General features: G+C 64.6%; 11 protein-coding genes and 1 tRNA gene. 9 read left to right on the forward strand and 3 right to left on the reverse strand.

Annotated features, from left to right (window positions below):
• The first annotated feature begins 93 nt into the window (after nucleotides 1–93).
• From CLV47_RS09925 to CLV47_RS09945, 5 genes are all read left to right on the forward strand, one after another.
• Nucleotides 94–999 carry a hypothetical protein gene (locus tag CLV47_RS09925; RefSeq protein WP_146135346.1) on the forward strand — a complete coding sequence of 302 codons (906 nt, stop codon included), beginning with the start codon at nucleotides 94–96 and terminating at the stop codon, nucleotides 997–999.
• A gap of 337 nt (nucleotides 1,000–1,336) precedes the next feature.
• Entirely contained in the window at nucleotides 1,337–2,452 is a 1,116-nt protein-coding gene (locus CLV47_RS09930) for a resuscitation-promoting factor (RefSeq protein WP_146135347.1), read from the forward strand.
• A 129-nt stretch (nucleotides 2,453–2,581) separates the two neighbouring features.
• Nucleotides 2,582–3,865 carry a resuscitation-promoting factor gene (locus tag CLV47_RS09935; RefSeq protein WP_106348884.1) on the forward strand — a complete coding sequence of 428 codons (1,284 nt, stop codon included), beginning with the start codon at nucleotides 2,582–2,584 and terminating at the stop codon, nucleotides 3,863–3,865.
• A 69-nt stretch (nucleotides 3,866–3,934) separates the two neighbouring features.
• Entirely contained in the window at nucleotides 3,935–4,843 is a 909-nt protein-coding gene (gene rsmA / locus CLV47_RS09940; RefSeq protein ID WP_106348885.1) for a 16S rRNA (adenine(1518)-N(6)/adenine(1519)-N(6))-dimethyltransferase RsmA, read from the forward strand.
• A gap of 59 nt (nucleotides 4,844–4,902) precedes the next feature.
• Nucleotides 4,903–5,823 (forward strand): 4-(cytidine 5'-diphospho)-2-C-methyl-D-erythritol kinase, encoded by a 921-nt coding sequence (locus CLV47_RS09945; protein WP_238145309.1) that lies wholly within the window; start codon nucleotides 4,903–4,905, stop codon nucleotides 5,821–5,823.
• 33 nt (nucleotides 5,824–5,856) lie between these two features.
• Here CLV47_RS09945 and CLV47_RS09950 read toward each other — a convergent pair whose 3' ends face one another.
• The 3 genes from CLV47_RS09950 to CLV47_RS09960 form a co-directional block, all read right to left on the reverse strand.
• Nucleotides 5,857–6,780, reverse strand: a complete 924-nt coding sequence (locus CLV47_RS09950) for a siderophore-interacting protein (RefSeq protein WP_106348886.1) — start codon at nucleotides 6,778–6,780, stop codon at nucleotides 5,857–5,859.
• A gap of 123 nt (nucleotides 6,781–6,903) precedes the next feature.
• Nucleotides 6,904–7,512, reverse strand: a complete 609-nt coding sequence (locus CLV47_RS09955) for a TetR/AcrR family transcriptional regulator (RefSeq protein WP_106348887.1) — start codon at nucleotides 7,510–7,512, stop codon at nucleotides 6,904–6,906.
• A gap of 80 nt (nucleotides 7,513–7,592) precedes the next feature.
• Nucleotides 7,593–8,573, reverse strand: a complete 981-nt coding sequence (locus CLV47_RS09960; RefSeq protein ID WP_106348888.1) for an acyl-CoA desaturase — start codon at nucleotides 8,571–8,573, stop codon at nucleotides 7,593–7,595.
• 130 nt (nucleotides 8,574–8,703) lie between these two features.
• Between CLV47_RS09960 and CLV47_RS09965 the strand changes: the two genes are divergently transcribed.
• From CLV47_RS09965 to CLV47_RS09980, 4 genes are all read left to right on the forward strand, one after another.
• Nucleotides 8,704–8,779, forward strand: a tRNA-Gln gene (locus tag CLV47_RS09965).
• A gap of 26 nt (nucleotides 8,780–8,805) precedes the next feature.
• Nucleotides 8,806–10,269, forward strand: coding sequence for a bifunctional UDP-N-acetylglucosamine diphosphorylase/glucosamine-1-phosphate N-acetyltransferase GlmU (gene glmU / locus CLV47_RS09970; RefSeq protein ID WP_238145310.1), 1,464 nt, complete (start codon nucleotides 8,806–8,808; stop codon nucleotides 10,267–10,269).
• Between the two features lie 28 nt (nucleotides 10,270–10,297).
• Nucleotides 10,298–11,278 carry a ribose-phosphate diphosphokinase gene (locus CLV47_RS09975; protein WP_106348889.1) on the forward strand — a complete coding sequence of 327 codons (981 nt, stop codon included), beginning with the start codon at nucleotides 10,298–10,300 and terminating at the stop codon, nucleotides 11,276–11,278.
• A 113-nt stretch (nucleotides 11,279–11,391) separates the two neighbouring features.
• Nucleotides 11,392–12,363 (forward strand): NAD(P)H-dependent flavin oxidoreductase, encoded by a 972-nt coding sequence (locus CLV47_RS09980; RefSeq protein WP_272946794.1) that lies wholly within the window; start codon nucleotides 11,392–11,394, stop codon nucleotides 12,361–12,363.
• The last annotated feature ends 60 nt before the right edge of the window (nucleotides 12,364–12,423 follow it).

The following is a 12,423-nucleotide window of genomic DNA, read 5'->3' on the forward strand; positions in this document are numbered from 1 at the left end:
GTGGGAGATAATCACCAATAGCGGTCTCTACGACGCATCGAATTTCAGCATGTGTCGGCTGGCAGTCAGCCACGACGGACGGGAGGGGCGATCGTGGGCCGATTTATCGTCGCCGTGTTCGTGATTATTGCGATCATTCCCGCCGTCGTGCTCGCTCGGCTCTGGTTCGCAGCGGCCGGCAGGCGCACGATGGACTATGAGGCGCTGAGTTTCCTGCGCCCCACGGCCGAGGCCGACGCGACGATGGCTGCCTCGGTACGTCGCCGCGGCCGCAGCAGTTATCTGGGCGTGGCCGTTGCGCTGGTGGTCGTCGTGATCATGGGGGTCTACGGCGGCGAGTCGACCGTATTCTTCTGGATCCCGACGCTGGTCATCGGTGGCGTCTTCGGCGTACTCATCGGCACCGCCGTACCGCTCCGAGTCAAATGGAAATTGACGAGCGGTAAACGTCCGATCAACGTCAGCGAGCTCGGCTGGGCGATGCGCGTGACGGCGCTCGTCGGGTCCGGGGTGGCGGTGGTCGGCTATCTCGACAGCGCGCCGCGATTTCTGCTGACGTCCGGCTGCACCATTCAGACCAGCTCCGGTCCCAGCGACAGTGTCAGCCTGACCATCCTTGGGCTCGTCGTGCTCGCGTGGCTGGTCGGCGAGGCTGCGTTACTGCGGCTGGTACCCGGCCGCAGAATCCCGGTAGATGGAGCGGACGTGATGGTCGACGACGCGGCCCGGTCGGCCATCGCGCACACCGCTGTTGGTGCCGTGACGCTGCTGTCGCTCGGCTCGCTTGCGATCGTCGGTATCGGCACCGGCCTGTCGGCGTCCGCCAACGGCTGCGGAAATGGCGCGGTGGGCGCCGGCCTTCTGACCCTGGGCCTGGCGGCCGCAATCGCCGCCGTACTCATCGCCGGGTTCCTCATCCAGTGGGGGATCCAGCTGCGCAAGATCGCCGAGTATGTGCACCGCGCCGCGAGCGAGGATGCCGTCCCCAGCGGACGTTAGATAGACCACTATGTGGGATCGTTTCGCGCGGCCAGCGGATTGCGAACTTAGGTTAACCCTCGAAATGCGGTCCGTACTGTAGCCCGATATACACATCTCCGTTATGCTCTTGTGACCGAACGCCAGGGTGGGGAAGCCCTAACAATCACGGAACGAGTTTGTCGCTGTGGTGAGCCACGTCGACATGTCGGGCGCATAGATCGCGATATTGCGGCACAGACGTGCTCGAGTCGGGCGCGTACGACAAGTGCACGCGTGTGACCGTGACATTCCCCTGCCTGGGAACACCGACCATCGGAGAACTGTGCGCCGATCGTACAAAGTAGGCCTTAGCGTTTTGGCCGTCGCAGCAATTGCCGGCGGCACCTTCGCATTCAAAGCGCTCGACAAATCTGTAAAGCTCGTTGTAGATGGCAAGACCCAAAGCGTTTCGACGTATGCCTCCAACGTGGAAGGTGTCCTCAAGGACGCCAACGTAAAGGTCGTCAAGCGCGACGACCTCACCCCGAAGCTCACCGCCGCAGTGGCCGATGGCGGGACCATCGTGCTCAACCGCGCGCGTCCTCTCGCCATCGATATCGATGGGGTTCACTCTAAAAAATGGGTGACCGCGTACACCGTTGAAGAAGCTCTTTCGCAGCTTGGCATCGACGGCGGGGCCGATGTATCGGCGTCCCGCTCGCAGCGCCTGCCGCTCAAGGGTGCCTCGCTCGAGGTCACCACACCGAAGACCGTGGCGATCAACGTCGACGGCCAGGCGATTTCCGTGGTTTCTACCGGCGCGACCGTAAAGGACGTGCTCGACGCGCAGAGCATCTCGCTCGTCGAAGGCGACTTCACCACCCCAGCCGTCGACACACCAGTGACGTCCGGCATGCAGGTCGATGTGACGCGGGTGCGTACGACGACCACTCAGGAAGCTCAGCCGGTGCCCTACAGCACTAGCGAGCAGCCTGACGGCACGATGAACAAGGGCGACAAGAAGGTCGTCACCAAGGGCGTCGCGGGCGAGCAGGTCGTCACCTACACCGTGACCACGACCAACGGCGTCGTGTCCGCCAAGACGCAGGTCTCGGCGCAGGTTACCGTGGCCCCGGTCAACGAAGTGGTCAATGTCGGTACCAAGGAAGCCCCGGTCGCCGCTGCTCCGGCGCCCAGCGGCTCCGGCGCAGGCAGTTCCGGCGGAGGCAGTAATGCCGGCGCGATTCCCAGCTCCGGCGGCCTCAACTGGCCGGCGCTCGCGCAGTGCGAGTCCAGCGGCAACCCGAAGGCAGTCAGCCCGGCCGGTTACATGGGCCTCTACCAGTTTGACCAGAGGACCTGGAACGCCAACGGCGGCAGCGGCTCCCCGCTGGATGCCTCCGCGGCTCAGCAGACTGCCATCGCGCAGAACCTCTACAACGCTCGCGGCATCTCGCCGTGGCCGTCCTGTGGACCGAAGCTGCTTTCGTAGCACTTAACGAAGGGCGGCGGTTGACCGAAAATCGGTCAGCCGCCGCTCCTCGTGTTTTGTGACGCCGTTTAACAGGTGTCACGTCTTGAGAACAATCCAAAGAAATTTTGAGTGAGGTAGGTGTCGACGATGGGCAAGCACAGCGCGCCACGCCCTCGTGCGTTCGACCGGATTCACGGCCAGACGACCGACAAATCAGCAGATGTTCTAGAGTCTGCTACATCGGTCGACGTCGAGACCGATGTAGCGCACGACGAGACCGACGTAGCGCACGACGAACCCGATGTAGCGCACGACGAGGCGGCTGAGCCGGCCTTGGCCCCGACGCGGGCTCGGCGTCGGTCGGTGCTCCGGCACGCGTTGTTCGCGGTCGTTACCGCCGCGTTGGTCGCCGGCACGCTCGCGTTCGCGAGCCTCTCCAAGTCGGTAAAGCTGGACGTGGACGGCAAGACTCAGACCGTCTCGACGTACGCCGCTGACGTGAGCGGCGTACTAGCCGACTCTGGCGTGAAGGCGTCCAACAAAGACCTGGTGAGCCCCACGAAGTCGGCCGTGATCAAGGACGGCCAGACGGTCACCGTGACCCACGCCCGCCCGCTCACGCTCAATATTGACGGCAAGAAGTCGGTCAAGTGGGTCGCCGCCCTGACCGTTAACGAGGCTCTCGACCAGCTCGGGCTGAATGATCACGGCGTGAGCGCCTCACGTGGCACCCGTATCCCGGTCGGTGGGGAGTCACTGACACTGACCGCGCCGAAGCCGATCACGGTCACCGCAGACGGCCAGACGCAGACGGTCCTGACGACCGCCACCACCGCCGCCGAGGCGATCACGCGCGCCGGCATCCCGCTCAGCGAGACCGATGAGCTGTCCGTGCCCCGCGACACTCCGGTCACCGCCGGTCTGCAAGTGTCCGTCACCCGTGTCTCACTGAGCACGGTCACCGAGCAGCGCGTGCTGCCTTATGCGACCACTCAGCAGCCTGACCCCAACCAGTACGTCGGCCTTCAGTCCGTGCTGACCGCCGGAGTCAATGGTCTCGCGGCGGTGACGGTGCAAGTGCAGTCGACCAACGGCGTGCAGACATCCCGGACGGATCTTGCGACCGCCGTACTCACGCCGCCGGTTAACGCGGTCGTGTCGGTCGGCGCGAAGGAGTTCCCGGCCAACGTCAACGCGCTCAACTGGAATGCGTTGAGCATGTGCGAGTCGACGAACAACCCCAAAGCGGTTAACAAGACCAACGGCAAGTACTTCGGCCTCTATCAGTTCTCGGTTGCGACCTGGGCGAGCGTCGGTGGATCGGGCAACCCGGTCGATGCCGCCCCTGAGGAACAGCTCGCTCGCGCCAAGATGCTCTACATGCGCTCCGGCGCAGGCCAATGGGAGTGCGGAAGCCACCTCTCCGACTGACCCGCGCCGTGCCCGTGGTCGGCGGGCGTGCGGAAGCCACCTCTCCGGCTCCTCGCGCCGTGCTGTTGGATGGTCAGTGTGAATGACGTCGCCGTACCTGGAAGACTCCTCGGGGCGACCCGCATTCGAGAGCTGGCCGCCGAGCTGGGTATTCGTCCTACCAAGACGCTGGGCCAGAACTTCGTCCACGACGGCAATACGGTGCGTCGTATCGTGTCTGCGGCGCGCCTTCTGCCGGACGACGTCGTGCTGGAAGTTGGCCCTGGACTCGGATCGCTCACCTTAGGCTTGCTCGATGCCGGGCACCGCGTGGTGGCGGTGGAGATTGACTCCGCGCTGGCCGGTCGACTCGCGCAGACGGTACAAGAACTGCAGCCGGACAACGCCGCGCGTCTTGTCGTCGTACCGGATGATGCGATGACCATTCGCAGCCTCCCTGAGCCGGTGCCGACGGCTCTCGTGGCGAACCTGCCTTACAACATCTCCGTGCCGGTGCTGCTGCACATGCTGGCAACTTTTCCCTCGATCGATCGAATCTTGGTCATGGTGCAGTCCGAGGTCGCCCGACGGCTGGCGGCCAAGCCCGGCTCCAAGGTCTACGGCTCGCCGTCTGCGAAGGCTGCCTGGTACGCCGATGTCTCGCTCTCGATCACGGTCAGCCGGTCGATCTTCTGGCCGGCGCCGAACGTCGACTCGTCGCTGGTTTCGCTCGTGCGGCGCGCCACCCCGCCCGGGTCGATTGACCGCGCCAAGGTGTTCGCGATCGTTGACCTCGCCTTCGCGCAGCGGCGAAAGATGCTCCGGTCCGCTCTCGCGGCGCTCGACGGGCTCGGCGGATCGTCGGCCCGCGCCTCTGAGTTGCTGGTCAGCGCCGGTGTCGACCCAATGGCGCGCGGTGAGACGCTCGGCATCGAGCAGTTCGTGGCGATCGCCATGGCGCACGACCGGCGGACCGACAATGATGAAGGGACGAACTGACGTGTCGGCGACCGCCGATGCCGTAGTGTTCGCGGCAAACTTAGGCAGAGGAGAAGTGCGTGACCGCACCCATTCGCGTGGATGACGTCGTGCTCGCGCGCGCGCCGGCCAAGCTGAATCTGCACCTGGGCGTCGGCCCGCTTCGAAAAGACAAGTTTCACGAGTTGCTGACCGTTTTCTGTGCCTTGTCGATCTCGGATGAGGTTGTCGCCAGCGAGTCCGAGGGGCTGAGCCTTGAGGTGACGGGCGAAGGCGTCAAGGATGTGCCGAGAGACAAGCGCAACTTGGCGTGGCAGGCGGCGGCGCTGCTGGCAAAACAGGCCGGTATAGATCCTGACGTGCATCTGGAGATCCGCAAGTCGATCCCCGTCGCTGCTGGGCTTGCCGGGGGCAGTGCCGATGCGGCCGCGACGCTGATCGCCTGCGATGCACTCTGGCAGACCGGCGCCGACCGTGACGACCTCGTGGGGCTCGGTGCGCAGCTAGGTAGTGACGTGGTCTTCTCGCTGACGGGCGGGCTCTCGCTCGGCACCGGTCGTGGGGAGCGGCTTTCGCCGGTTCTTGCCTCCGGGAAGTGGAACTGGGTGCTGGCGATCGCGAAGTCGGGCCTGTCGACAGCGACGGTGTATGCCGAGTTGGACAGGATCCGGGACGGGCAGGACGACGTCGAGCTTCAGACGCCGACCGATCTGATGAACGCGCTGCGCTCACGAGACCTCGACCTGCTCGCCGAATCGTTGAGTAACGACATGGAACCTGCCGCGATCTCGCTGATGCCGTCGTTGCGCCAGACGAAGCGGGCCGGTCTGGACGAGGGCGCTAGAGCGGCGTTGCTGTGTGGCTCGGGCCCGACGTACGCCTTCCTGGTGCAAAACGAGGAGGACGCTGTGGATGTTGCCGCTCGCGTCGCGGGCGCCGGCGTGTGCCGGACGGTGCGTACGGCGACCGGTCCCGTGACCGGGGCCCGCATCATCGGTTGACGGTCACTACTCGAGCGGACCAGCCGGGGTGGGCTAGTCGAGTGCGCGGCCTTCGCGCCAGTAGCCCATGAAGGCAACCGATCGGCGATCGATGCCGAGTTCGCCCACCAACTGACGGCGTAGCGAGGTGATACATCCGGCCTCGCCGGCCAGCCAGAAGTAGGGTCCGCTATTCGCGGTGATCTCGGGGATCTCCCACACCATTTCCTCGGCGCTTGGCGCGGGCAACGTCTCGGCACCGACGAGGGCTGGCATCCGGCGCTCCGCGCGTCGGTGTGCGGCAATCCGGTAGATCGCCTCCTGGAGTGAGCCAAACCCACTGTTCTGCTCCATCCGGTCGCGAGGCACCCAGTGCACCCTGACACCGGGTGGCGCCTCCACCGCGCGCTCGTCGAGGGTGCTCGGCACCTCGAGCACCGCAGTTCCCTCGGCGTTCTCGGCCAGTGACTTGAGAATGTTGAGCGCCGCTGGCACGGCGGTCTCGTCGGCGCCGATGACGAACTCGGTGCCGCCTGAGGGTGGGTTCCAGCCGACGCCCGCGTTGGGTGGGCCATCGAGGGTGACGTCCGGTCCGACGATGAAGATGGGGTCACCCGGTTGCGCCGCGATGGCGTACGCCGAGGCCGGACCGCCATCACCATGGACCGCGAAGTCGACGTCGAGCTCGTTGCGATGGGGACGGACGGCGCTAATCGTGAAGGTGCGGATCGGGTTTCGGGCGTTCGCCGGGACCGCTTGCCAGACGGGGTACCAATTGTCGGTGTCGACGGGAAACGTTGAGAATCCGGTCGCCGCGTGTGGCAGCACGAGCTTGATCCGTTGGTCGGGGCCGTCGTGTGCCATCGCGCTGAGCTGTGGGCCTCGGAACGTGATCCGTCGGAACGATGGCGACAGGTCTTGCACCGTGCCGATACGCAGGTCGGTAAACAGTCGGTAGCCGCTCAAGGTTTCCTCCATAGGTAACGCTATTAGGTTAGCCTAACTGATCCTCGAATGGAAAACCGTCGCCTGTCGCGAAATCCCGCCAGCGGGAGGAGCGACGCGACAGGCGCGCGGCCGGCGTACCGGCGCGGAGGTGGCTTACTTCACGCTGCGGGTGATGACTTTCGGCTTGCTCTCAAGGTGCCGCAAGCCGTTCCACGACAGGTTGACCAAGTGCGCGGCGACTTCGTTCTTCTTGGGCTTGCGCTCTTCCAACCACCACTGGCCCGTCATCGCGACCATGCCGACGAGGGCCTGCGCGTAGAGGCCGGCGAGCTTGGTCTCGTAGCCGCGGGACTTGAACTCCCGGTCGAGGATGTACTCGACCTTGCTGGCGACGTCGTTAATTAGGCTTGAGAAGCCGCCGGTGGAGCTGGTGACCGGGGAGTCGCGGATCAGAATGCGGAACCCGTCGGTCTCTTCCTCGATGTAGTCCAGCAGCGCGAGGGCGGCGTGTTCGAGCAGCTGGCGCGGGTGCCCTCTGCCGAGGGCCGCCTCGAAGCGGCCGAGCAGGTTGGCGATCTCACGGTCTACGACGACGGCGTACAGGCCTTCCTTGCCGCCGAAGTGTTCGTAGACAACGGGCTTGCTCACGTGCGCCCGAGCCGCAATCTCCTCGATCGACGAACCATCGAAACCGCGCTCTGCGAACAGAGCGCGGCCGATGCTGATCAGTTGTTGGCGCCGTTCGGCACCCGTCATACGCATTTCAAACAGTCGCCCTGTCGTTGGTGGTTGGCGGCGTTGTGGTTGAGGGCAGAGGTGGCGATTCAGTGAACAGTGTCCTGCTAGCCCTCGGCTACGAGCTTGGCCGCGATACGTTCTTTCGACGGCCACTTGACACTACTCGCCCAGCCGAGCTTCTCGAAGATCCAGATAGTGCGTGCCGAGATGTCGATCTGTCCGCGCATGACCCCATGCCGCGCGGCGGTGGGGTCGGCGTGGTGCAGGTTGTGCCATGACTCACCGAAGCTCAAAATGGCCAGCGGCCAGAAGTTCGAGGACATGTCACGCGAGGAGAAGGGGCGCTCGCCGACTGCATGGCAGATCGAGTTGATCGACCAGGTGACGTGATGAAGTACGCCGATCCGCACGAAGCCGGCCCAGAACAGGGCCGACAGCGCGCCGCCCCAGGACCACGTCACGAGGCCGCCGATGAGTGCCGGCAGGCCGAGGCTGACGATGACCCACAGGCCGAACAGGTCAGAGGTGCGCTTGAGCGTCTTGTTGCCGATGAGGTCCGGCGCGAATCGCTCCTTGTTTGTTTGCTCGCGTTCGAACAGCCACCCGACGTGCGCGTGCAGCAAGCCCTTGGTCAGCGCGCCGACGCTGGTCCCATAACGCCACGGCGAGTGCGGGTCGCCGTCACGATCTGAATAGGCGTGGTGACGCCGGTGGTCGGCGACCCACTGGATTATCGGGCCTTGTACGGCGAGCGATCCGGCGATGCCGAGGAAGACGCGTAGCGGCATCTTCGCCTTGAATGAGCCGTGGGTGAAATGCCGGTGGTATCCGACCGTGATGCCCATCCCGCTGACCACGTAGAAGACGAGCGCAATGACGACATCGGTCCAGCTCAGCCACTTGCCCCAAGCCAACGGAATTGCCGCGATCAGCGCCAAGAACGGCAAGATGACGACGGCGTACAAGGCGATCTGCTCGGCAAGACCCTTGCGTTCGTCGCTGATTGGCCGCTTCGCACCGGATCCGCCACTTACGCGAGTCGGGGCGGGTGCCGGAGCTACGGCAGTAGCGCTGGAAGGGGGCATATGACGGCCTTCGATTCAAGGAGACAACGGTTACGTTTGCGTAAGTTACGGTACCGTAGCCAGTCTTTCGTGTACACCTTTTCGACTGTGAGGTAGCGGCACGTTAGGCTTACGTGTCCGCATCCGCGAATGGGGGATGGGGTAATCGGCAGCCCGCAGGCCTTTGGAGCCTTGCAGTCTCGGTTCGAGTCCGAGTCCCCCAGCCACATCAGAGCGACCGCAGGAGTTACTAGTGATCGGTGCGCCCACCGCCGTCGTCGTACTCGCCGCAGGCGCGGGTACCCGCATGAAGTCCAAAATGCCCAAGGTTCTGCACAGCATCGGCGGCCGTAGCCTCCTTGGACACGTACTCGCCGCGGCATCACCACTCCAGGCGAGACACACCGTCGTTGTCGTCGGCGCCGGTCGCGAATCGGTCACGGAGCATTTGATGGAGATCGCGCCATCCAGCGAGCCGGTCGTGCAGGATGTGCAGAACGGCTCCGGTCATGCGACTCGGCTGGCACTGGCCGCGATCGATGATCCGGCCGGCACGATTCTTGTGCTCAACGGTGATGTACCGCTGCTGGGCCCGGACACACTCGCGGCGCTGTGCCGGGCGCATGAGGACGCCGGGAACGCCATGACGATCCTCAGCGCCGACGTACCGAACCCGGACGGGCTCGGCCGGATCATGCGCGACGGTGACCAGGTCCGTGCCGTGATCGAGCACAAGGACGCCACCGCAGAACAGCTCGCGATTACCGAGATCAACGCCGGTGCATACGCGTTCGAAGGCGCGATCCTCGGCGACGTGCTGGCCCGGTTGAGCACGGACAACGCGCAGGGCGAGGAATACCTGACCGAGGCCGTCACCCTGCTTCTCGAGCAAAACAGGCAGGTCGGCGCGTATGTCGCACCGGATTTCGAGGAGACCTTAGGCTGCAACGACCGGGTGGAGCTCGCCGAACGTGGCCGCCAGCTCAACGCGCGGACCGTGACCAAGTGGATGCGCGAGGGTGTCACGGTCGTCGACCCGCAGACAACCTGGATCGACGTCGACGTACAGCTCGCCCCCGACGTCACCCTCCAGCCCAACGTCCAGCTGCTCGGTGCCACCGCGGTCGACACAGGGGCTCAGATAGGTCCGGACTGCACATTGATCGACACCGAGGTGGGCGCGGACGCGGTGATCATTCGTACGCATGCCAACCTCGCCGTCGTCGGGCCGGAGGTTTCGGTCGGGCCGTTCGCCTACCTGCGACCGAAGGCGATTCTGCGCAAGGGGGCCAAGGCGGGCACCTTCGTCGAGATGAAGAACGCTGATATCGGCGAGGGCGCCAAGGTGCCGCATCTGACGTACGTCGGAGACGCGACGATCGGAGAGGGCACCAACATCGGCGCCTCGAGCGTGTTCGTCAACTACGACGGGGTCAACAAGCACCACACGATCGTCGGCGCGCACTGCCGGATGGGCTCGGACAATATGTACGTCGCGCCGGTCGAGATCGGTGACGGTTCGGCGAGCGGCGCGGGCGCTGTTATTCGCCACAATGTACCCCCGGGCTCGCTCGCAGTTTCAGGGGGACCACAGCGAAACATCCCAGACTGGGTAGTGAAAAATCGGGCGGGTACGCCGACGGCGAAAGCCGCGCTCGCGGCCGGTGCGGGATCCGACTCGGCCGATCAGGCGACGGGCTCAGAGCCGGTCGAATGACCTTCGACGAAGGATTGGAACTAACTGTATGAGCACTCTGGAGGCTCCCAGCCAGAAGAGTCTGATGGTCTTCTCGGGCCGGGCATATCCGGAACTTGCCGAGGAAATCGCTCGCAGTATCGGAGTTACGGTGACTCCGACCTCGTCGTACGCCTTCGCCAATGGCGAGCTCTACGTACGTTCAGAGGAGTCCGCGCGTGGTTCTGATGCGTTCGTCATCCAGTGCCACACGGCACCGATCAACGACTGGCTCATGGAGCAGTTGATCCTCGTCGACGCGCTCAAGCGCGCCTCGGCGAAGCGCATCACCGTCGTAGCGCCGTTCTATCCCTATGCGCGCCAGGACAAGAAGAGCCGCGGACGTGAGCCGATCACCGCGCGCCTGGTCGCCGATATGTACAAAGTCGCTGGCGCCGACCGGATTATGACGGTCGACCTGCACACTGCCCAGATCCAAGGCTTCTTCGACGGTCCCGTCGACCACCTCTACGCCACGCCGATCCTCACTAGCTACATCGCCAAGAAGTACGCCGACCGCGACATCACCGTCGTCTCGCCGGACTCCGGCCGGGTGCGTCTGTCGGAGCGCTGGAGTGAGTCCCTTGGCGGTACGCCGATCGCGTTCATCCACAAGACTCGCGATGTCACTCGCGCCAACCATGCGGTCGCCAACCGGGTGGTCGGCGAGGTCAAGGGCCGGCTGTGCATCTTGATCGACGACATGATCGACACCGGGGGCACGATCTGCCAGGCCGCCGACGCGCTGATGGAAGACGGCGCCGCAGACGTCGTCATCGCTGCGACGCACGGCGTGCTGTCCGGTCCCGCGGCCGAGCGGCTACGAGCGTCGAAGGCACGCGAGGTCATCATCACCAACACGCTGCCGATCCCAGAGGACATGCGGATGGACAAGTTGACGGTGCTGTCTATTGCCCCCCTTGTTGGGCGGGCGATCAAGGAGATCTTCGAAGACGGCTCGGTGACGAGCCTCTTCGACGGCGACGCCTAGTTCCGGCGGTATTTGGAGTACGGCGGTCGCCCTAACCGAATCGGATTCGGTGGATGCTAACTTCGAGATCAGGTTTAAACCGATCTCTACCCAAATACCGAAAGAGGCAGCCCGTGCTGAAGACAAAGTTCACCGAGACATTTGGCGTGGAAGTCCCCGTCGTCCAGGGCGGCATGCAGTGGGTCGGCCGCGCCCCGCTGGTAGCGGCCGTCGCTAATGCGGGCGGTCTCGGCTTCATCACCGCGCTGACGCAGCCGACACCGGAGGATCTCGTCAAGGAGATTGCCCGTACCCGCGACCTGACGGACAAGACGTTCGGCGTCAATCTGACCATTCTGCCGGCGATCAACCCGCCGCCGTACGCCGAGTACCGCGACGCCATCATCTCTTCGGGCGTCAAGATCGTCGAGACCGCCGGGTTCAACCCCGTCGACCACATGCCCGACTTCAAGTCTGCTGGCGTGAAGGTGCTGCACAAGTGCACCAGCGTGCGGCACGGAGTCAAGGCGCAGTCGGTCGGTGTCGACGGCATCAGCATCGACGGCTTTGAGTGTGCCGGCCACCCGGGCGAGGACGACATCCCCGGGCTCGTGCTGATCCCGGCCGCGGCCGAGAAGATCACGATCCCGATGATCGCCTCCGGTGGCTTCGGTGATGCGCGTGGCTTGGTCGCGGCGCTTGCACTCGGTGCCGATGGCATCAACATGGGCACCCGTTTCATGGCCACCGCTGAGGCTCCGATCCACCAAAATGTGAAGCAGGCACTGGTCGACGGCGACGAGCGCAACACCAACCTGATCTTCCGTCAGCTGCGCAACACAGCGCGGGTCGCCAAGAACGCCGTCTCGGACGAGGTCGTCGGCATTCTCGCCGAAGGCGGCCAGTTCGAGGATGTGCGGGACCTGGTGGCCGGCGTGCGCGGCAAGACCGTCTACGAGACCGGAGACATTGACGGCGGCATCTGGTCGGCCGGCACGGTGCAGGGCATCATCAACGACATCCCGACGTGCGCCGAGCTGATTGGCCGCATCGCCAGCGAGGCCGAAGAGCTCATTTCGTCGAAGCTCGCAGGTCTGGTCGCCTAGCCCCGCGATCCGTCACAAAATACCCCGCCATCCGTCACGAAATTTCCGGATTTTGTGACG

It is taken from the genome of Antricoccus suffuscus (assembly GCF_003003235.1).
GTDB classification, from domain to species: Bacteria; Actinomycetota; Actinomycetes; order Mycobacteriales; family Antricoccaceae; genus Antricoccus; species Antricoccus suffuscus.